The 18385-nt window shown below is 73.2% G+C and carries 23 protein-coding genes; 11 read left to right on the plus strand and 12 right to left on the minus strand.

The features are described from left to right. Positions 1-16: 16 nt before the first annotated feature. Positions 17-907: a LysR family transcriptional regulator gene (locus ABZX11_RS19095; protein ID WP_354914518.1), complete on the minus strand. Its 891-nt coding sequence runs from the start codon at positions 905-907 to the stop codon at positions 17-19. Positions 908-997: 90 nt separating this feature from the next. Here ABZX11_RS19095 and mdlC point away from each other — a divergent pair, with 90 nt between their 5' ends. Genes mdlC through ABZX11_RS19115 form a run of 4 tightly spaced genes read left to right on the plus strand, consistent with a single transcriptional unit; the run spans position 998 to position 5424 of the window. Then, complete coding sequence (gene mdlC / locus ABZX11_RS19100; protein WP_354914520.1) at positions 998-2566, plus strand: benzoylformate decarboxylase; 1569 nt, start codon at positions 998-1000, stop codon at positions 2564-2566. A 2-nt stretch (positions 2567-2568) separates the two neighbouring features. Then, complete coding sequence (locus ABZX11_RS19105; RefSeq protein ID WP_354914522.1) at positions 2569-3996, plus strand: benzaldehyde dehydrogenase; 1428 nt, start codon at positions 2569-2571, stop codon at positions 3994-3996. Between the two features lie 11 nt (positions 3997-4007). Continuing rightward, complete coding sequence (locus tag ABZX11_RS19110) at positions 4008-5222, plus strand: aromatic acid/H+ symport family MFS transporter (protein WP_354914524.1); 1215 nt, start codon at positions 4008-4010, stop codon at positions 5220-5222. Between the two features lie 31 nt (positions 5223-5253). After that, entirely contained in the window at positions 5254-5424 is a 171-nt protein-coding gene (locus ABZX11_RS19115; RefSeq protein WP_176171114.1) for a hypothetical protein, read from the plus strand. A 52-nt stretch (positions 5425-5476) separates the two neighbouring features. On the opposite strand, the gene ABZX11_RS19120 is transcribed toward ABZX11_RS19115, so the two are convergent. The 4 genes from ABZX11_RS19120 to ABZX11_RS19135 form a co-directional block, all read right to left on the minus strand. Continuing rightward, on the minus strand, positions 5477-6073 hold the full coding sequence (locus tag ABZX11_RS19120) for a hypothetical protein (protein WP_354914526.1): 597 nt from the start codon (positions 6071-6073) through the stop codon (positions 5477-5479). A gap of 162 nt (positions 6074-6235) precedes the next feature. Further along, entirely contained in the window at positions 6236-6409 is a 174-nt protein-coding gene (locus ABZX11_RS19125) for a hypothetical protein (protein ID WP_176171115.1), read from the minus strand. A gap of 21 nt (positions 6410-6430) precedes the next feature. Next, on the minus strand, positions 6431-6664 hold the full coding sequence (locus ABZX11_RS19130) for a DUF6480 family protein (protein ID WP_176171116.1): 234 nt from the start codon (positions 6662-6664) through the stop codon (positions 6431-6433). A gap of 62 nt (positions 6665-6726) precedes the next feature. Further along, positions 6727-7323 carry an HSP18 transcriptional regulator gene (locus ABZX11_RS19135; protein WP_354914529.1) on the minus strand — a complete coding sequence of 199 codons (597 nt, stop codon included), beginning with the start codon at positions 7321-7323 and terminating at the stop codon, positions 6727-6729. Between the two features lie 107 nt (positions 7324-7430). Between ABZX11_RS19135 and ABZX11_RS19140 the strand changes: the two genes are divergently transcribed. Beyond that, positions 7431-7868, plus strand: coding sequence for an Hsp20/alpha crystallin family protein (locus ABZX11_RS19140; RefSeq protein WP_176171118.1), 438 nt, complete (start codon positions 7431-7433; stop codon positions 7866-7868). A 45-nt stretch (positions 7869-7913) separates the two neighbouring features. Here the strand turns inward: ABZX11_RS19140 and ABZX11_RS19145 are convergent, their stop codons facing one another. Further along, positions 7914-8360, minus strand: coding sequence for a nitroreductase family deazaflavin-dependent oxidoreductase (locus ABZX11_RS19145; RefSeq protein WP_354914531.1), 447 nt, complete (start codon positions 8358-8360; stop codon positions 7914-7916). 301 nt (positions 8361-8661) lie between these two features. Here ABZX11_RS19145 and ABZX11_RS19150 point away from each other — a divergent pair, with 301 nt between their 5' ends. Both ABZX11_RS19150 and ABZX11_RS19155 read left to right on the plus strand, forming a co-directional pair. Further along, positions 8662-9960, plus strand: a complete 1299-nt coding sequence (locus ABZX11_RS19150; protein ID WP_354914533.1) for an amidase family protein — start codon at positions 8662-8664, stop codon at positions 9958-9960. Continuing rightward, complete coding sequence (locus ABZX11_RS19155; RefSeq protein ID WP_354914535.1) at positions 9944-10753, plus strand: MerR family transcriptional regulator; 810 nt, start codon at positions 9944-9946, stop codon at positions 10751-10753. The genes ABZX11_RS19150 and ABZX11_RS19155 overlap by 17 nt, the downstream gene beginning before the upstream one ends. On the opposite strand, the gene ABZX11_RS19160 is transcribed toward ABZX11_RS19155, so the two are convergent. After that, positions 10746-11108, minus strand: a complete 363-nt coding sequence (locus tag ABZX11_RS19160; protein ID WP_354914537.1) for a metalloregulator ArsR/SmtB family transcription factor — start codon at positions 11106-11108, stop codon at positions 10746-10748. The genes ABZX11_RS19155 and ABZX11_RS19160 overlap by 8 nt on opposite strands. Positions 11109-11161: 53 nt before the next feature. Between ABZX11_RS19160 and ABZX11_RS19165 the strand changes: the two genes are divergently transcribed. Beyond that, positions 11162-12142 carry a cation diffusion facilitator family transporter gene (locus ABZX11_RS19165; protein WP_354914539.1) on the plus strand — a complete coding sequence of 327 codons (981 nt, stop codon included), beginning with the start codon at positions 11162-11164 and terminating at the stop codon, positions 12140-12142. Here the strand turns inward: ABZX11_RS19165 and ABZX11_RS19170 are convergent. Together ABZX11_RS19170 and ABZX11_RS19175 are read right to left on the minus strand one after the other, a co-directional pair. Further along, positions 12139-13332 (minus strand): MFS transporter, encoded by a 1194-nt coding sequence (locus ABZX11_RS19170; protein WP_354914541.1) that lies wholly within the window; start codon positions 13330-13332, stop codon positions 12139-12141. The two genes, ABZX11_RS19165 and ABZX11_RS19170, sit on opposite strands and share 4 nt — an antisense overlap. Further along, positions 13329-14108 (minus strand): DeoR/GlpR family DNA-binding transcription regulator, encoded by a 780-nt coding sequence (locus ABZX11_RS19175; protein WP_176171124.1) that lies wholly within the window; start codon positions 14106-14108, stop codon positions 13329-13331. Before ABZX11_RS19175 ends, ABZX11_RS19170 begins: the two co-directional genes overlap by 4 nt. Positions 14109-14228: 120 nt before the next feature. Here ABZX11_RS19175 and ABZX11_RS19180 point away from each other — a divergent pair, with 120 nt between their 5' ends. Beyond that, a complete protein-coding gene (locus ABZX11_RS19180) occupies positions 14229-14816 on the plus strand; it encodes a TetR/AcrR family transcriptional regulator (protein WP_176171125.1) in 588 nt (195 codons plus the stop codon). On the opposite strand, the gene ABZX11_RS19185 is transcribed toward ABZX11_RS19180, so the two are convergent. Then, complete coding sequence (locus tag ABZX11_RS19185) at positions 14813-15913, minus strand: Gfo/Idh/MocA family oxidoreductase (RefSeq protein ID WP_176171126.1); 1101 nt, start codon at positions 15911-15913, stop codon at positions 14813-14815. The genes ABZX11_RS19180 and ABZX11_RS19185 overlap by 4 nt on opposite strands. Next, positions 15910-16644: a TIM barrel protein gene (locus ABZX11_RS19190; RefSeq protein ID WP_176171127.1), complete on the minus strand. Its 735-nt coding sequence runs from the start codon at positions 16642-16644 to the stop codon at positions 15910-15912. The genes ABZX11_RS19185 and ABZX11_RS19190 overlap by 4 nt, the downstream gene beginning before the upstream one ends. Positions 16645-16864: 220 nt before the next feature. Between ABZX11_RS19190 and ABZX11_RS19195 the strand changes: the two genes are divergently transcribed. Then, the gene (locus ABZX11_RS19195; protein WP_176171128.1) at positions 16865-17059 is read left to right on the plus strand and encodes a hypothetical protein; all 195 of its coding nucleotides are present in this window, start codon (positions 16865-16867) and stop codon (positions 17057-17059) included. Positions 17060-17145: 86 nt separating this feature from the next. Further along, a complete protein-coding gene (locus ABZX11_RS19200) occupies positions 17146-18000 on the plus strand; it encodes an SAM-dependent methyltransferase (protein WP_354914545.1) in 855 nt (284 codons plus the stop codon). A gap of 4 nt (positions 18001-18004) precedes the next feature. Here the strand turns inward: ABZX11_RS19200 and ABZX11_RS19205 are convergent, their stop codons facing one another. Further along, positions 18005-18358 (minus strand): CU044_2847 family protein, encoded by a 354-nt coding sequence (locus ABZX11_RS19205; RefSeq protein WP_354914547.1) that lies wholly within the window; start codon positions 18356-18358, stop codon positions 18005-18007. Between the last annotated feature and the right edge of the window lie 27 nt (positions 18359-18385).

An 18385-nucleotide genomic window follows, 5' to 3' on the forward strand; every position in this document is an offset into this window, starting at 1 on the left:
AAAAATGCGTGTTAATTCAACTGAGCACTTCGCGCATGAATGTCACAAGCCAATGTTGCGCGGGGCTGCGCGCGTGCGTGTGGCGCGTGTACACCGAAACCTGCGCCGGCTCCACGTCCATCGGCAGCTCGAACAGCCGGACGCGGTGCTGCGCCGCGAACATCCCGGCCACCAGGCGCGGCACCATCGCCACCAGCTCGCCGTCCTGCACCAGGTACGGCAGCGCCGCGAAGCGGGTCACCTCGAGCACCACGCGATCGAGGAGGCCGCACGCCTCCAGCGCCCGGCGCGGGCCGTCGTGGCCCGTCGGGCCGAACACCGTCACGTGGCGCTCGGCCGCCAGCTGCTCGAACGAGACGGCCTCCGGAAGACGCGGGTGGTCCGAAGCCACCATCCCCAGGTAGCCCTCGGTGAACAGCGGGATCCGGGCGACGCGCTGGGAGCTGATCAGCGGGGACGCGATGAACGCGTCGACCTCGCCGCGGCCGAGCTGGTCGGCCGCGCGGTCGACGTCCAGCGGCCGGACGGTCAGCGTCACCCCCGGCGCCCGCGCCGGCAGCGCCGCCATCAGGCGCGGCAGCAGCGACATCTCCCCCAGGTCCGACAGGCACAGCGTGAACTCCGCCCGGGCCGCCGACGGCGAGAACGACTTCGCGCCGCTCACCGCCGTCTCGATCTCCGACAGCGCGCTGTGCAGGGGCTCGTAGAGCGCGCGGGCGGTCGTCGTCGGCTCCAGGCCGCCGCCGGTGCGGCGGAACAGCTCGTCGGAGAACCGGCGCCGCAGCTTCTGCAGGCTGTAGCTGATCGTCGGCTGCGTGACGTGCAGGGACTCCGCCGTCGCGGTCACGCTGCGGGTCTCGTAGAGCAGCACGAACGTGCGCACCAGGTTCAGGTCGAAGTCCGGCATATCGATCCCATCGATGAAGCAGCGAGCCAACATCTATTGGAACACAGCCGCGCGGCTCCATAGGGTCGGTCCGACTTCGAGGAGGCACCGATGCCCACCGCCCGCCGGCTCGCCCACGAGTTCCTGGACCGCCGAGGCCTGACGACCGTCTTCGGCAACCCCGGCTCCAACGAGCTGCCGTTCCTCGCCGGGCTGCCGGAGCACTTCCGGTACGTCCTCGGCCTGCACGAAGGCGCCGTCGTCGGGATGGCCGACGGCTACGCCCAGGTGACCGGCCGCCCGGTGCTGGTCAACCTGCACGCCGCCGCGGGCTCCGGCAACGCGATGGGCGCGCTCACCAACGCCGTCTACTCGCGCTCTCCCCTGGTGCTCACCGCGGGCCAGCAGGTCCGGACGGCGATCGGGCTGGAGGCGATGCTCGCCAACGTCGACGCGACGCAGCTGATGCGGCCGCTGGTCGCCTGGTCCGGGGAGCCGAGCTGCGCCGAAGACGTCCCGAGGTCGCTCGCGCAGGCCGTCTTCGAGGCCGAGCTGAACCGGCGCCCCACCTACCTTTCGGTGCCCTACGACGACTGGGCCGCCGAGCTCCCGGCGAGCCCCACGCTCGACCGGCAGGTCCACAAAGGCCTCGAACCCGGCGAAGCCCAGCTCGAGGCTCTCGTCGCGAGCGTGGCCGCGGCGAAGAACCCGGCGCTGGTCCTCGGCGGCGACATCGACGCCACCGGGCTCTTCGACCGCGCCGTCACCCTGGCCGAGCACCTCGGGCTGCCGACGTGGGTGGCGCCGTCGCCGCACCGGCTGCCCTTCCCCAACCGGCACCCGCTCTTCCGGGGCGTGCTGCCCGCCGGCATCGCGCCGGTGTCGGCCGCGCTGACCGGGCACGACCTCGTGCTCGTGCTCGGCGCGCCGGTCTTCCGCTACCACCAGCACGTGCCCGGCGCGTACCTGCCCGAGGGCACCCGGCTCATCCAGGTCACCGACGACTTCGGCGCCGCGGCCCGCGCGCCGATGGGTGACGCGCTGGTCGCCGACCCCGCGCCGGTGATCGAGGCGCTGCTGACGAAAATCCCGGCACGCGGAACAGCAGGCGAACACGTCGGAATCCCGGCGGCCAGGACCGGCGGGAAGGCGCTGCACCCGGAGCAGGTGTTCGCCGCCCTGCGCGACACCCAGAGCGCCGACACGCGCTACGTCGTCGAGTCGACGTCGACGAATTCGGCCTGGTGGCGCCAGATGGACCTGCGCCGCGAAGGCTCGTACTTCTTCCCGGCCGCCGGCGGGCTCGGCTTCGGCCTGCCCGCCGCGGTCGGCGTCGCGATGGGCAGCCCGGACCGCCCGGTCGTCGGCGTGATCGGCGACGGCTCGGCCAACTACGGCATCACGGCGTTGTGGACCGCCGCGCACTACCGCGTGCCGGTCACCTTCGTGATCCTGCGCAACGGCGTCTACGGCGCCCTGCAGTGGTTCGGCGAGCTGCTCGGGACGCCGGACGTGCCCGGCACGGAGATCCCCGGCATGGACTTCACCGCGATCGCGGCCGGCTACGGCGTCGAAGCCACCGCCGTCCGCGACGAAGACGACTTGCGCGCCCAGCTCAAGGCGACCCCGGACGGCCCCCGGCTGATCCAGGTCGACACCGAACCGACCACACCGGAGTGATCATGACCTTGCTGGAGAACGAATTCCGCGACGGCAGCGGCGGGACGCACCCGGTCGTCGAGCCGGCCACCGGGAACGTGCTGGGCAGCGTGGGCATCGCGACACCGGGCGACGTCGGGGAAGCCGCCGCGGCCGCCGCGAAGGCGCAGCGGGACTGGGCTCGGCGCAAGCCCGCCGAACGCGCCGCCGTGCTGCGCCGCGCCGGCGAGCTGTGGGAGAAGCACGCCGCCGAGGTGCAGGACTGGATCGTCCGTGAAGCCGGTTCGACGCGGCCCAAGGCCGGCATCGAAACCGAGATGGCGGCCGGGATCTGCTTCGAGGCCGCGGCCCTGCCCACCCACCCGCTCGGCGAAGTGCTCAGCACCGGCGAACCCCGCTGGTCGCTGGCGCGGCGGGGGCCGGCCGGCGTGGTTTCGGTGATCTCGCCGTTCAACTTCCCGCTGATCCTGGCCATCCGCTCGGTCGCCCCCGCGCTCGCGCTGGGCAACGCCGTCCTGCTCAAGCCCGACCTGCGCACGGCGGTGTGCGGCGGGGTGAGCATCCTGCGCGTCTTCGAAGAGGCCGGGCTGCCCGAGGGCCTGCTGCACCTGCTGCCCGGCGACGCGGCCGTGGGCGCCGCGGTGGTCGACGCGCCCGAGGTGGCGGTGGTGTCGTTCACCGGCTCGACCGCGGCCGGGCGGAAGGTCGGCGAAGCCGCCGCGCGCTCGCTCAAGCGCGTGCACCTGGAGCTGGGCGGCAACAACGCGCTCGTCGTGCTGCCGGGCGCCGACGTCGCGAAGGCGGCCTCCGCCGGCGCGTTCGGCTCGTTCCTGCACCAGGGCCAGATCTGCATGACCACCGGCCGCCACCTGGTGCACGAATCCCAAGTGGACGAGTACGTCGAGGCGCTCGCCGAGAAGGCGCGCCGGCTGCCGGTCGGGAACCCGGCCGATGGCGACGTCGCGCTCGGCCCGATCATCGACGACCGCCAGCTCGCGCACGTCACCGACGTCGTCGACCGGAGCGTGGCGGCGGGCGCGCGGGTGCTCGCCGGCGGCAAGCCGGACGCGCCGTACTACCCGCCGACCGTCCTCTTCGGACTCGACGACGCGAGCCCGGCTTGGCGCGAGGAGATCTTCGGCCCGGTGGCGCCGGTGCGCGCCTACCGCGACCTCGACGACGCCGCGCGGCTGGTCAACGACTCCGAGTACGGCCTGTCGGTCGGCATCCTCGGCGACGTCGGCACCGCGATGCAGCTGGCCGACGAGGTCCGCTCGGGCAAGGTGCACATCAACGAGCAGACCGTCGGCGACGAGCCGACCGCGCCCTTCGGCGGCGTCGGCGACTCCGGCAACGGCTCCCGCTTCGGCGGCGCGAAGGCCAACATCGAGGCCTTCACCGAGACGCAGTGGCTCACCGTCCGCGCGGACATCGCGAACTACCCGTTCTGAGGAGGACGACGATGACAACGACGTCTCGTGGCACCTGGACGGCGGTCCTCTGCTGGCTGACCGTCCTGCTCGAGGGGTACGACCTGGTCGCGCTCGGCGCCACCATCCCGACCCTGCTCAAGAGCGGGTACCTCGGCTTCACCGCGGCCGGCGCGACCGCGGTCGCCACGGTGTCGCTGATCGGCGTGGCCGTCGGCGCCGCCTGCCTCGGCCCGCTCACCGACCGGTTCGGCCGCCGCGTGCTGCTGATCGGCTCGGTCGCGCTGTTCTCGCTGTTCACCCTGCTGACGCCGCTCGCGCCGAACGTCGCCACGTTCGGCGTCTTCCGGTTCGTGGCCGGGCTCGGCCTCGGCGCGTGCATGCCGGTGGCGCTCACCGTGATGTCGGAGAACCTACCGGCCCGGCGGCGCGCCAGCGCGAGCACGTTCACCATGACCGGCTACCACGTCGGCGCGGTGCTGACGTCGGTACTGGCGCTGTCGGCCAAGGAGGACTGGCATCTGCTGTTCTACGGCGGCGGGGTCATCGGCCTGCTGGCCGTGCCGCTGATGTGGTGGAAGCTGCCGGAGTCCGCGGCCTACCTCGCCGCGCGCGAGACGTCCGAGCGCGTCGGGCTCAAGGACCTGCTGGGCACCCGGTTCCGGCGGATCAGCATCGCCGTCTGGACCGGTTCGTTCATGGGCCTGCTGCTGGTCTACGGGCTCAACACCTGGCTGCCGCAGCTGATGCGCACGGCGGGCTACCCGATCTCGACGTCGATCACGCTGCTGCTGGTGCTCAACATCGGCGCGGTGCTCGGGCTGGTGCTGGCCGGCACGATCGCCGACCGGTTCGGCATCCGCCCGATCGCGCGGATCTGGTTCGGTGCCGGGGCGGTCCTGCTGGCGGCGCTGAGCCTGAAGATCGGCAACGCGCTCGTGCTCAACGCGGTCGTGCTGCTGACCGGCGTGTTCGTGTTCTCCGCGCAGGTGCTCATCTACGGCTATGTGGCGCAGGCGTTCCCGGCGTCGGCCCGCGGCACCGCGCTCGGGCTGACGTCGGCGGTCGGCAGGCTGGGTTCGATCCTCGGCCCGTTCGTCACCGGGGCGCTGGTGACGGCCGGGATCGCCTATCCGTGGGGTTTCTGGTTCTTCGCCGTCGTGGCCGCGCTGGGCCTGGTCGCGGTGCTGCTGCTGCGCGGCGGGACACCGGCCGAGGAGCGGTTGACACCGGTGTCCGCCGGGTAGCCGCGAAGGACCGGCCACCCGAGGAGGAACGATGTCGCAGCCGCACGACGAAACCGGCGAAGTGGACTCCAGCGGGAATCCCGTCGAAGAGCCGCCTCGCCGCGATGAGCCCGACGGGCCCGACGGGCCGCTGGAAGACGAAGACGCGAAGGCGCGGCCGGGTCACCCGGCCACGCAGGAGAACTTCCGCGGCAACGCCTAGACCGAGCCCGCACGGACGGCGGCGCCCGTGCGGGCTCGCAGTAGCTCGGAGATCACCGCACGGTGAAGTCGACGGAGGCGCTGCCGCTCTGTCCTGCTTCGGTGACGATGTCCACCTGGAGCTTGTAGCTGCCCGGCGTGTCGAGGGAGTCGCCGAAGTTGAACATCGTGATGCCGCCGGACGTGCATCTGCCGTTTCGTACCTTGTGAACCTCGGCTCCAGCACGCAAAAGCGTCCACGAGGGATAGCATCCCGAACTGAGCTGACCGACGTCGTCGAACACGTCGACATTCGCGCCAGGGTTGGAGCCTGCGCGGTACTCCGATGGGCCGATCTTGCCCCCCGTGCCCATTTTGATGTTGACCACGAGCGCTCCGGCTCGGGTCGGCCTGACCGCCGCCGTTAGCGGTGCGGGCGGTGGCTTCGTCGTCTCGCGAGAAGGCGGGGCGGACACCGTGTCGGGGAGTTCTTCGCGAGGCGCAGGCGTGGACGAGATCGACGGTAGAATGTTTTCCGTGGTCCGCTGTTCCGTCGGCGGATGAGGTGTGGCGCCGGAAATCTCGGTCGTGCCGGTGAAGCGTTCGACAAAGGAGAGCGCCCCGTCCAAGTTCGCTGCGACGACCACCGCGGTCGAGACGACTCCGACCACCGCGCTCCACCTGCCGAACCTGGCCCAACGGTCGCTTTTGGTCGTCATTGATTCCGAGCCTCCCGGACGTAGGTGGTGCCACCTACGTCCGGGAGCCCGAAAAGTTTCCCTGGAAGTCGCGGAAAGCCGTCGCTCAGGCGGCCGGCTGTTCCGCGGCAACGCCTAGACCGTGTCCTCCGGACGGCGGCGCCCCAGCGTCGCCTCCGGGTGCTCGGTGCGGCGGTCCGAGTCGCGCAGGACCTCGCGGGCCTGGGCCTCGGGGTCCTCGCTCTCCACAGCCTGTTCCTCGGGCAGCAGTTCGGCGCGGGTTTCGATCCGGTCCGGGGTCTCGTCCATGCTTCGCGGGTACCCGATCCGTCACACCCGCAACCAGCCGACGGCCAGCGAGAGCACCAACCCCGCCACCATCAGCACGAGCACGCCGGTGAGCACCAGCCACAGCACCGGCATCGCCTTGGACGGCATCGGCTGCGGGTGCGACAGGCCCGATGTCTGCGCGGAGTCCGGCGGCGTGCTGCCCGGGGGCACGCCGCCGCCGGGTTCCAGGTCCGGGGTCCGGCGGGGATCCGGGTCCGGGGGTTCGGCGGTCATGGCGGCACCGTCCTTCCGTCGCTTCCGCGGCGGGTGCCCGGCACGCGGCCGGGCAAACACCCTCAGCTCCGGGCGCGGCGGACGGCGGCGTCGCGGCGCAGCCGGTCGGTGTGCGCCGAGATCTCGCCGAGCTGCTCGGCCAGTGCGCCGGTCACGTGCGGCCGTGCGGCGTCCAGCGGCGGGAGGAGCGTCGCCGGGTCGTCGTCCCCGAGGGCCGCGCCGAGGCGGTCGGCGCTCTCCTGGGCCGCGGGCCCGAGCCCGTCGAGGGCGCTGACCCGGCCGGCCAGCTGGCGCAGGATCGCGGAGTTGCGGCGGGCCCAGTCGGCGACGGCCCGGTCGCCCGCGCGCCGGTCGCGTTCGGCGTCCACGCGCGCCTCGCCGGTCTTCTCGCCGGTGTGCGACGGCTGCAGCCGCAGGTACCGCCGTTCCGCGGCCTGGCGGCTGGCGACGCCGAGCGCGGGCGCGAGCGCCACCCAGCTGACGCCCGCGGCCCTGGCCGCGGTGATCAGCTCCGGCTCCCAGCCCGCCAGCTCCTCCCGCAGCTGCCGCAGCCCGGACAACGCGGCCAGCACCCGGTCCTGGTCCGCGGCCCCGGCCCGGGTGGCCGCGACCACCTCCTGGATCCCGCGCAGCGCCCCGGCGGGGTCGGTTCCGTCCATTGCGTCATCCTTTCGACGACCCACCTGTTGTCATCGTTTCGACGACATGCTAGAACAGAGGTGCGTGTTGACACCAGAACTGTCCGAGTCCAGGAGGTGGAACCCCGATGTTGATGCGCACTGACCCGTTCCGCGACTTCGACCGCTTCACCCAGCAGGTCTTCGGCGCCGGCACGTGGTCGAAGCCGGCTGCGATGCCGATGGACGCCTACCGCGAGGGCGACGAGTTCGTGGTGTGCTTCGACCTGCCCGGCGTCGACCCCGGCGCCGTCGAGCTGGACGTCGAGCGCAACGTCCTCACGGTCAAGGCCGAGCGACGGCCCCTGCCGACCGGCGACAACGTCCGGATGCACGTCTCGGAGCGGCAGCTCGGCGTGTTCTCCCGCCAGCTGTTCCTCGGCGACACGCTGGACACCGACCGCATCACCGCCGGCTACGAGGCCGGCGTGCTGACCATCCGCATCCCGGTCGCGGAGAAGGCGAAGCCGCGCCGCATCGAGATCGACAACACCCGCGGCGGCGACCGCAAGCAGCTGAACGCCTGATTTCCCGGTCGAAGCGGGGCCGGGCGCGTGCCCGGCCCCGCCGGCTCAAAGCCGTTCGACGCGGAACACCGCGATCCGCTCCGCCGCGGCCGCCACACCGTCCGGCGTCGGCGCGTCCGCCAGGCCGGTCGTCACGAATCTCTTGCCCACACTCGCCGGGCTCGTCTCGACGAGCCGGCGCAGCACGGGCCGCCGCTCTTCCACCGGCAGCTCGAGCAGCCGCGCGGCCGACGAGCGGCGGCCACGGGTGAGCGTGACCTCGCCCGCCGCCCGGACGTTCGCCACCCAGGCCGCCTTCGGGTAGGCCTGGAAGATGTAGCTCGCGCCGTCGAGGGGCAGGACCGCCACGGGGGACGTGCGCGGGACACCGGTCCGCCGGCCCGGCACGGTGAGCAGCTGCATCGGCCCGAAGGCGACGCCGAGCCGCTGCAGCCCCACGACGATCTTGTTGCCGGCGTTGACCATCCGGCGGTAGCTCTGCGCTGTTGTCATGCCTTGACCGTACACGAAATCATACGAAACTCGTATGATCTGAGTTTCGTAGCTACTTGCGCTCGGGTCCGGGCTCCGATTCCGGCGGCAGCGGATCCGGTACGGGCACTCCGCCGGGCTCCGGGACCAGGGGCTCCGGTGGCGGGTCGGTGTCCGGGACCACCGGTTCGGGCGGTAACGGGGGTGCGGTCGACATGGGTGTTCCCTCCGCCGCTGCGCCGCCCGCGGTTCGGGCGGCGATCACGTCCGGGTTACCCGCCGCCGTTGACTCTGACACCGTGTCAGGCGCTATCCGGTACCCATGACGCCTTTCCGCACCGCGACCGACGTGGCCGCTCGCCTCCGCCGCGGCGAGCTCTCGGCCCGTGAGCTGACCGAAGAGCTCTTCGCCCGCATCGACGCCTCCCCCGTCAACGCCGTCATCGCGACCTGCCGCGACGCCGCCCTCGAGGCCGCCGCGGAAGCCGACCGGGCCGTGGCGCGCGGCGACGGCGTCGGGCCGCTGCACGGCGTCCCGATGACGGTCAAGGACGCCTTCGCCGTGCGGGGCCTGCCCACGACGTGGGGCGAGCCGGCGTTCGCGGACTGCGTCGCGGACGAGGACGCGGCGGTCGTGGCGCGGCTGCGCGCGGCGGGCGCCGTCATCGTGGGCAAGTCGAACGTCCACCACCTGCTCGCGGACTTCGGCCGGACCGAAAACCCGCTCCACGGGCGGACGCTCAACCCGCGCGACCACACCCGGACGCCGGGCGGCTCGAGCGGCGGCGCCGCGGCCGCGCTCGCCGACGGCCTGACGTACCTCGAATACGGCTCCGACCTGGCCGGATCGATCCGGATCCCGGCCGCGCACTGCGGTGTCCACGGCCTCAAGCCGACGCCGGGAACCGTGCCGCTGCGCGGGTTCCAGCCGCCTGGGCCGCCGGCCACCCTCGCCCGGGAATTCCCTTCGGCGGCCGGCCCGCTGGCCCGCTCGGCGGCCGACCTCCGGCTCGCCCTGCGCGTCACCGGCGGCCCGCTGCGGCCCGCGCGGCACTCCCGGCTCGCGGACTTCCGCGTCGGCGTCGTGCTCGACGACCCGGCCTGCCCGGTGACCGGCGAGGTCGGCGCGGCGCTGTCGGACGCCGTCGACGCGTTGGCCCGCGCCGGGGTGCGGGTCCGCGAGGGCTGGCCGCCGGACGTCGACCCGGCGGCCCAGGCGGAAGCGTTCGGCTTCCAGGTGGAGCTGTTCTTCACCGGCCAGGAGGGACGCGAGCCGGCCGGGACCGCCGAGCAGGAACGGCGGCGGGCGGCCTCGGCCGTCGCGTGGGGCCGGTACCTGACCGGCGTCGACGTCTTCCTCTGCCCGACGGTGTTCACCACGGCGCTGCCCCACGACAGTCGGGACCGCTACGACGACCAGGTGTTCTGGATCGCGCAGGCGTCGCTGCCCGGGTTGCCGGCGCTCAGCGCCCCGCTCGGCGGGACGCGGCCGGCCGGGCTGCAGGTGGTCGGGCCCGCGCACGAGGACGACACCGCGATCACGTTCGCGGAGCTCGCCGAAGACGTCATCGGCGGGTTCGTCCCGCCTGGGGCAGGATCGGGCCGTGTTCTCGATCGGTGACTTCGCCCGCCACGGCCGGGTGTCGGTCCGGATGCTGCGCCACTACGACGCGCTCGGGCTGCTGCGCCCGGCGCGCGTCGACCCCGCGACCGGCTACCGCAGCTACACGGCGGCCCAGCTCGCGCGGCTGAACCGGATCGTCGCGCTGAAGGACCTCGGGTTCACGCTGGAGCAGGTGGCCACGCTGCTGGCGGAGGAGGTCCCGGTCGAGCAGGTGCGCGGCATGCTGGCCCTGCGCCGCGCGGAGCTGGAGGCCGCACTGGCCGACGGCGCGGCCCGGCTGGCCCGGGTCGAAGCCCGGCTGCGGACGATCGAGCAGGACGGACGGCCACCCGCGCACGACATCGTCGTGAAGGAGCTGCCCGCCGTGCGCGTGGTGGAGCTGACCGGCATCGCGGCGGGGTTCGCGCCCGAGGCGATCGGCCCGGTCGTCCACCCGCTGTGCGCGGAGCTCGGCCGCCGCCTCCCCGACGCGGACGTCACCCCCACCGGACGGCTGACCTGCTACTACGAGCAGCGCGCGGAGGACGAGGTGGTGGTGCACGCCGCAGTCCCGGCGTCGCCGGGCGACGGCGACCTCAACGGGCTGGAGGTGGCGGACCTGCCGGCCACCCGCGCGGCCACCCTGGTCCACCCCGGCCCGATCGACGGAGTCCTGCCGAGCTGGCAGGCGGTGGTGCGCTGGCTCGACGACCACGGCCACCGGTCGGCCGGGCCGCAGCGGGAGGTCTACCTGGACTGCCCGGAGGACCCGGCAGGCTGGGTGACGGAGCTGCAGGAGCCGATCAGCTAGACCGCGGGTGGTGGGCGTGCTCGCCCGGCTGGATGTCGCGGTCCACGTGGTCCGCGTGGTGCAGCGCCTGGGCCAGCAGGCGGCGGACGTGGTCGTCCGCCGCCGAGTAGTACACGAACGTGCCCTCGCGGCGGCCCTTCACCAAGCCCGCCAGGCGCAGCTTCGCCAGGTGCTGGCTGACCGCCGTCGGGGCCGCGCCCGCCAGTTCCGCCAAGCAGGCCACCGAGGATTCGCCCTGCAGCAGGGCCCAGAGCACCTTGATCCGGGTGGGATCGGCCAGCAGGCGGAACGACTCCGCGGCCAGGTGGACCTGCTCTTCGGTCGGCATGTCGAACTCCGGCAGCGACGCGTGCATGACGTTACCTTACTACTTGCGTATCTGCGTGCCTGCGCAGATAGACTGATCCCATGCCGGGACACGGACACGGGCATCGCCACGCGAAGTGGCGGCCGCACACCCACGACAGCGCCGACCGCGTCGACCACGCCCTCGAAACCAGCCGGCGCGGCCTGCGCGCGCTCGGGTGGTCCTTCGCCGCGCTGGCGGTCACCGCCGTCGCGCAGCTGGTGCTCGTGCTGGTCACCGGGTCCGTGGCGCTGCTGGGCGACACCATCCACAACTTCGCCGACGCGCTGACCGCCGTCCCGCTCGGGGTGGCCTTCCTGCTCGGCAGGCGGGCCGCGACCCGCCGGTACACCTACGGGCTCGGGCGCGCCGAGGACCTCGCCGGCGTGGTCGTCGTGCTCGTCGTCGCGGCTTCGGCGGCGGTGGCCGGGTACGAATCGGTCGTGCGGCTGCTCGACCCGCACCCGGTCACGCACCCGTGGGTGGTCGCCGTGGCCGGGGTGATCGGCTTCGCCGGCAACGAACTCGTCGCGCGGTACCGGATCGAGGTCGGCCGTGAGATCGGCTCGGCCGCGCTGGTCGCCGACGGCGTGCACGCCCGCACGGACGGCTTCACGTCACTGGCGGTCGTCGCCGGTGCGGCCGGCGTCTTCTTCGGCTTCCCGGCGGCCGACCCGATGGTCGGGCTCGGCATCACCGTCGCGATCCTGTTCGTCCTGCGCGACACGGCGAAAGAGGTCTTCCGGCGGCTGCTGGACGCGGTGGACCCGGCGTCGGTCGAGCTGGCCGAGCGGACGGCCCGTGACGTCGACGGGGTGCTCGGCGCCCGCGACCTCCGAATGCGCTGGATCGGGCACCACCTGCGCGCCGAGCTGGCCGTGACCGTGGCGGCGGAGCTGACCGTCGAGGCCGCGCACGCGCTGGCGCACGAGGTGGAACACCGGCTGGTGCACACGATCCCGCGGCTGACCGCGGTGGTCGTGCACACCGAGCCGGCCACCGGGGCGGAGCGGGCGCACGAGACCGTCGCCCACCACCGCTAGCACCCGACGGGCTGCTCCACCGGTTCCGGCTTCGGGCTCAGCACCCGGGCGAACACCGCCGCGAGCACGCACAGCACCACCGGCACCGCGAAGGTCACGTTCAGCGGCATCCACCGGGTCAGCCCGCCGATCAGCGCCGGACCCGCCAGCAGCCCGACGTAACCGAGACCGACCACCCGGGCCATCAACGCCCCCGACGCGCGCGTGTCCAGGTTGCCCGCCGCGGTGAACAGCTGGGGGACGCCGCCCGACAGGCCGAGGCCGAACAGCGCCCAGCCCACCAGGGACACCGGGACCCAGGGTGCCGCCGCGGCCGTCGTCAGGCCCACCGCCGCCAGGATCGCCCCGTAGCGGACGATCGCCGCCGGGCCGGCCCAGGCCGCGACGCGGTCGGTCAGGAAGCGGCCGGTCGTCATCGCCACCGCGAACGCGCCGTACGCCAGCGCCGCGGTGGACGCCGAAGTGCCGAGCACCTTCTCCATGTGCAGCGCGGCCCAGTCGTTCGCGACGCCCTCCGACAGCATCAGCGCGAGCGCCAGCAGGCCGAGCAGCCAGACCGTGCGGCCAGGGGGCCGCCGCGAGACGGCGGGCTCGGACGTGGACGGCTCCTCCGGAGCAGGCGCGGCGGACGGCTCCATCAGGAACCGCGCGGACAGCAGGGAAAGCAGCACGCACAGCAGGCCCGTGCCGGTGAGGGTGACGCCGGTGGGCACGCCCGCGCCGAGCGTCGCCGCGCCGATGACCGCGGCGATCGCGCCGCCGATCGACCACATCGCGTGGAACGCCGCCATGATCGGGCGCGGGTAGGCCCGCTCCACCACCACCGCGTGCGCGTTCATCCCGACGTCGATCGCGCCGTTGCCCAAGCCGAAGAAGGCCAGCGCCAGGCCCAGTGCCCACCACGAGTTCGCGAACCCGGGCCCGCACACCGCGAGCCCGAGCAGGACCCCGGCGGCCGGCACGAGCCGCCGGTGCCCGAGCCGGTCGACGAGCGGGCCCGCCACCTGCATGCCGACGAACGCGGCGCCGCCGAGCACGAGCAGCAGCGCGCCCAGCGTGCTGTGCGAGATGCCGGTCGCGCGCTCGACGTTCGGGATGTGCACCACCCACATGCCCATCGCGAACCCGTTGAGGCCGAAGAACATGAAGGTCGCGAACCGGGCGGCGCGCGGGCGGGGCGGGGCGGTCATCGGCTCTCCAGTGCGGGGACGGCGACGTGCACGAGCACGCCGCGCTCGGTCAGCGCGGCGCGCTGGTCTTCGGGGGCGCCGGGGTCGGTGATCACCACGTCGGCGCGGTCGGCGGGACAGACGCAGGCGAGTGCGGGCCTGCCCCACTTGGCGCCGTCGGCGAGCACGATCGCCCGCGCCGCGACGTCGAGGGCGGTCCGCTTGACCTCGGCGTCGTCCAGGTCGAAGGCGGTGAGCCCGGAGTCGGCACCGATCCCGCAGGGGCTGAGCACGGCGACGTCGAACCGCAGGGCCCGCAGCGACGCCAGCGTCAGCGGGCCGGCCAGGGCCTGCTCCCCCGGCCGCGCTTCGCCACCCGGCAGCAGCAGCCGGACGCCGGGTGCCTCGGCCAGTTCGCGGGCCGCGTGCAGGGACAGCGGCATCACGGTGACCGGACGCCCGCGCAGCAGCCGCGCGAGCTCCAGCGCCGTCGTGCCGCTGTCGAGGACGACCGTCTCGCCGTCGCGGATCAACTCGGCGGCCGCCGCGGCGATGGCCCGCTTCGCCGCGATCCCGGCCGTCGCGCGGGCCGCGAACGGCGCTTCGACCCCGGTCGGCGACGCCGGGACCGCACCACCGTGCACCCGGCGGAGCACACCACGGGCCGCCAGGAGGTCGAGGTCGCGGCGGACCGTCATCTCGGACGCGCCGGTCGCTTCGGCCAGCTCGGCGACGCCCACCTGATCGGCGTCGCGCAGCCGCTCCACGATGACCCGCTGCCGCTCCGCGCTCTTCACGCCGTGATGTTCGCAATTCTCGCGCGTTCGCACAACCGGTTTGTTCATTCGCTCACGCGACTTGTGCGAGCGAGCACTGCGGCATGATGGTCGGATGCACGCCGAGACCACCGCGACCCCGTGACCGGGGGCTACCTGAAGGGCCGGATCCGCCGCGAGGACATCATCACCGCGGCGGCCGCGGCCTACGGCGAACTCGGCTACCACGGCTCGTCGCTGCGCGAGATCGCCAAGCGCGTCGGGATCTCCCACGCCGGCCTCCTCTACTACTTCCCCACCAAGGAAGCCCTGCTCGCCGCCGTGCTCGAACGCCGGGACGCCGACGACTCCGAGCGCGAGCAGCTGACCGTGCCGCCCGGCCTCGAAGTCCTCCGCCACTTCGTCGCGCTCGCCGAGCACAACGTCCGCCACCCCGGGATCGTCGACCTCTACTCGCGGCTGGCCGCCGAAGCGGTCGCCCCGGACCACCCGGCGCACGAGTACTTCGTGCGCCACTACCGGGCCGCGCGCGCCGGCGTGCACGAGTCGTTCGCCGCCCTCGCCGCCCGCGGCGAGCTGCGCGAAGGTGTCGAGCCGACGATGGCCGCGCTGACGTTCATCGCGCTGATGGACGGCCTGCAGGTGCAGTGGCTGACCGTCCCCGGCGACGTCGACCTGATCGGTTCGCTGCGCTTCTACCTGCAGAACCTGCTCACCGTCCCGCTCTAGAGGGTCTTCGCGTACGGGTCCCAGCCCGCGGGCAGCAGCGGCGGGACGTCGGTGGTGCTCGCGACCTCCACGCTCTGCCCGCGCGTCATGGATTCCTCGATGGCCAGCATCGCGTCGAGCACGTGGTAGGCCAGCTCGCCGGACGCGCGTTCCGGCACGCCGGCCCGGATGGCCCGCGCCAGTTCCAGCACCCCGGTGCCGCGCGAGGCCGGATGCCCCTGTGCGGCCAGCTCTTCCGGTTCGTCCCGGTCGAGCAGGTGCAGCCGGGTCGGCTCGTCGAAGCGGTTGGGGTCCGGCAGCACGGCGGTGCCGAGCGTGCCGGTCAGTTCGGCCAGCGCGGGCCGCGCGAGCGCCGAGTCGAAGCTCAGCACGAGCTGCGCGGAAGCGCTTGCGAACTCGACGAGCGCGGTGACCGTCGTCGTCACCGACACCGGGAACTCCGTGCCCGCCCGCGGCCCGGAGCCGACGACCCGGGTGTCGCGCGCCCGCCCGCCGGCCCCGGTGACGCGCCGGATCGGGCCGAGCAGGTGGACCAGCGCGGTCAGGTAGTACGGACCCATGTCGAGCAGCGGCCCGCCGCCGGGCTGGTAGTAGAACTCCGGCGCCGGGTGCCAGCGTTCCGGGCCCGGCACCTGGAACAGCGCCAGCGCGGTCAGGGGACGGCCGATCCGGCCCGCGTCGACGGCCCGCCGCGCGGTCTGCAGCGCGGCGCCGAGCACGGTGTCGGGCGCGCTCGCCAGGCGCAGGTTCTTCTCCCGGGCGCGGTCGAGCAGCTTGCGACCGGTCTGGCGGTCCAGGGCGAGCGGCTTCTCGGTCCACACGTGCTTGCCCGCTTCGAGGGCGGCCAGCCCGACTTCGACGTGCGCGGCCGGGACGGTCAGGTTCACGACGAGCTCGACGTCCGGGTCGGCCAGCAGCTCGGCGACCGTGCCCGAGTGCGCCACGCCGTACTCGGCCGCCCGCGCCGCCGCGCGCTCGCCGTCGAGGTCGGCGACCCGCACCACCCGGACGTCCGGGAACGCGGTCAGGTTCTGCAGGTAGGTGCCGCTGATGACGCCGGTGCCGATGATGCCGACGCCGACCGGCCCGCCGGTCATCGGTCCGCGCCGGTCAGGAAGGCGTGGCTGGCGGCGAGGGCCTCGAAGAGGTCGCCGTCGAACGCGTCGAACTCGACCACGCGCAGCGCGTCCGGCGCGGCGGCGAGCACTTCGGCGACCGGCACCCGGCCCTGGCCGGCCGGGACCTGGCCGGTGGCGTCGGTGGCGAGCCCGCCGTCCTTGACGTGGACGGCCCGCACCCGGTCGCCGAGCCGCCGCAGCAGCGCGGGCGCGTCCTCGCCGCCCGCGGTGGCCCAGTAGGTGTCGACCTCCAGCGCGACTTCGGGGTCGAGCTGGTCGGCGAACACCTCCAGCGCGCTGCGGCCGTCGATCCGGGACTGCAGTTCCCACCAGTGGTTGTGGTAGCCGGCGCGGACGCCGTGCTCGGCCGCGAGCTTGGCGGCCGCGTTGAGCGCCTCCGCCGTGGCCGCGATGTCGGCCGGGTCCTGCCACCGCTCGGCCGGCACGTACGGGTCGATCACCAGCCCGATGCCCAGCTCGGCCGCGGCGGCGAAGACCGCTCCCTGGTCGGCGCCGAGCAGCTGCGCGTGCGCGGTCGGGGCGGTCAGGCCGTTGGCGGGCAGACCGGCACGCAGCGCCTCGGCGTTCTCGAGGACGCCGTACGGCTCGACCTGCGTGAAGCCGATCGCGGCCAGCCGCCGCAGGGTGTCGGCGGGATCGGCCGCGAAGGCGTCGCGGACCGAATACAGCTGCACGGAAGGCACGCTCATCACCGGCTCCTCCACTTCCCCGTGGCGGCCGTCCGCCGCGGCTCCCCCAATTTCTACCACCTGGTCAAAATTGTCACCAAGGGCTTTTCCGGAAGGTCAACCGGACGGCCGCAGGCCACCGGCGTGCCACGGCTCACGCCGGACGGGGTTTTGGCAAGCACCCGATGGGGCAGTAACGCGGTGAGCAGGGGGCCGAAGCCGATCCGGGAGGTGCCGGCAAGTGGACAGGGCAGGGGACGAAAGGGACACCGCGGCCGCCGTCGGGCGTGCGGGATCCCGTCGCGACCTGACGGATCTGTCCGAGGCCGCGCGCGACCTCGACCGGCGGATCGACCAGCACCTCGAGCGGCTGCGCCGCGAACGCGACCTGGGCGCCGGCGACATCCCGGACCAGCGGCTCCGCCCGAGCGGCTGACGGGCCACCTCGGGTTCACCCCGCGGACCCGAGCTACTACGCTGGGTGGCCCACAGTCTCGTTCGCCGAAGTCCTGCGAGGTCGTCATGTCCGACACCCCGTCCGCGCTGTCCCCGAGCCAGACGCCGGTGGGGGTCGACCCCACCCGGCCGAGCATCGCGCGGATCTACGACGGGTTCCTCGGCGGCAACAACTTCTACGAAGTCGACCGCGTGGTGATGGAGAAGATCCGCACGGCGGTCCCGGAAGCGGTCGACATCGCCCGCGGCAACCGCGGCTTCCACAACCGCGCGCTGCGGATGCTGGCGAACCAGACGAAGATCAGCCAGTACCTCGACTGCGGCTCCGGGCTGCCGACGGCCGAGAACACCCACCAGATCGTGCAGCGCATCGACAAGGACAACACCGTCGTCTACGTCGACAACGACCCGGTGGTCCTGGCGCACGGCCGCGCGCTGCTCGTCGAGAACGACTTCACGCACATGGTCGAGGCGGACATCTTCAAGCCGCAGGACGTCCTGGGGAACCCCGAAGTGGTGACGCACGTCGACTTCACCGCGCCGGTCGCGCTGCTGCAGGTCGGCACCATGCACCATTACGAGGGCGACGGCGTCTTCGACATCATGCGCGAGTACATCGACGCGCTGCCGTCCGGCTCCTATGTGGTGCTCTCGCACTTCTTCGACCCCGAGGTGCCGGAGCTGACCGCGATCGCCAAGCGCATCGAGCAGATCCTGGTCTCCGGCCCGCTCGGCGCCGGCCGGTTCCGCACCCGCGCCGAGATCGAGGCCATGATGGACGGCCTCGAAATCGTCCAGCCCAACGCGACCTCGGAACCCGGCATGGCCGTCTGCGACGAGTGGTGGCCGGACGGGCCCCGGCTGACGCCGCTCAGCGACTCGGCCCGGTGCGTCGCCGGGATCGTCGGCTACAAGCCGTAAAACCTCACCCTTCGGGCTCTTCGGCCGCTTCCCCGGCCGGGGCAGCACCCCCGTCGCGCAGCCACTTGAGCTTGACCTCGAACTGACCCTGCAGGCCGGTCCGCGCGATCACCGCGCCGGCCTGGGCGTCGAGCTTGACGCCGAACTTGAGCTCGACCTCGTCCGGGCCCAGGTCGCGGAACTGCGCCAGCGCGGCGGACGCGGCCGCGCGGACCTCGCTCAGTGCGTGCTCGAAGGTCGTGGTCGCCTTGCGGAGCACCCCCGACGGCACCGACGCCTGTTCCAAGCCCGGTTCCCCTTCGACCTCGACGACCACCGAGCCGCCGTCGGCCAGCGGGAACCGCACGAACTCCTGCACCGGATCTCCTTCTCTGCCAAGGTTTCG

Source organism: Amycolatopsis sp. NPDC004169 (assembly GCF_040610315.1).
Lineage (GTDB): Bacteria > Actinomycetota > Actinomycetes > Mycobacteriales > Pseudonocardiaceae > Amycolatopsis.

Excerpts from the sequence above, each read along its gene's own strand:
- ABZX11_RS19150 (WP_354914533.1), top strand. The coding sequence starts at position 8,662 with ATGACGCCTTTCCGCACCGCGACCGACGTGGCCGCTCGCCTCCGCCGC.
- ABZX11_RS19165 (WP_354914539.1), top strand. The coding sequence starts at position 11,162 with ATGCCGGGACACGGACACGGGCATCGCCACGCGAAGTGGCGGCCGCAC.
- ABZX11_RS19160 (WP_354914537.1), bottom strand. The coding sequence starts at position 11,108 with ATGCACGCGTCGCTGCCGGAGTTCGACATGCCGACCGAAGAGCAGGTC.
- ABZX11_RS19140 (WP_176171118.1), top strand. The coding sequence starts at position 7,431 with ATGTTGATGCGCACTGACCCGTTCCGCGACTTCGACCGCTTCACCCAG.
- ABZX11_RS19145 (WP_354914531.1), bottom strand. The coding sequence starts at position 8,360 with ATGACAACAGCGCAGAGCTACCGCCGGATGGTCAACGCCGGCAACAAG.
- ABZX11_RS19130 (WP_176171116.1), bottom strand. The coding sequence starts at position 6,664 with ATGACCGCCGAACCCCCGGACCCGGATCCCCGCCGGACCCCGGACCTG.
- ABZX11_RS19125 (WP_176171115.1), bottom strand. The coding sequence starts at position 6,409 with ATGGACGAGACCCCGGACCGGATCGAAACCCGCGCCGAACTGCTGCCC.
- ABZX11_RS19135 (WP_354914529.1), bottom strand. The coding sequence starts at position 7,323 with ATGGACGGAACCGACCCCGCCGGGGCGCTGCGCGGGATCCAGGAGGTG.
- ABZX11_RS19185 (WP_176171126.1), bottom strand. The coding sequence starts at position 15,913 with ATGACCGGCGGGCCGGTCGGCGTCGGCATCATCGGCACCGGCGTCATC.
- ABZX11_RS19190 (WP_176171127.1), bottom strand. The coding sequence starts at position 16,644 with ATGAGCGTGCCTTCCGTGCAGCTGTATTCGGTCCGCGACGCCTTCGCG.
- ABZX11_RS19105 (WP_354914522.1), top strand. The coding sequence starts at position 2,569 with ATGACCTTGCTGGAGAACGAATTCCGCGACGGCAGCGGCGGGACGCAC.
- ABZX11_RS19170 (WP_354914541.1), bottom strand. The coding sequence starts at position 13,332 with ATGACCGCCCCGCCCCGCCCGCGCGCCGCCCGGTTCGCGACCTTCATG.
- mdlC (WP_354914520.1), top strand. The coding sequence starts at position 998 with ATGCCCACCGCCCGCCGGCTCGCCCACGAGTTCCTGGACCGCCGAGGC.
- ABZX11_RS19115 (WP_176171114.1), top strand. The coding sequence starts at position 5,254 with ATGTCGCAGCCGCACGACGAAACCGGCGAAGTGGACTCCAGCGGGAAT.
- ABZX11_RS19095 (WP_354914518.1), bottom strand. The coding sequence starts at position 907 with ATGCCGGACTTCGACCTGAACCTGGTGCGCACGTTCGTGCTGCTCTAC.
- ABZX11_RS19110 (WP_354914524.1), top strand. The coding sequence starts at position 4,008 with ATGACAACGACGTCTCGTGGCACCTGGACGGCGGTCCTCTGCTGGCTG.
- ABZX11_RS19200 (WP_354914545.1), top strand. The coding sequence starts at position 17,146 with ATGTCCGACACCCCGTCCGCGCTGTCCCCGAGCCAGACGCCGGTGGGG.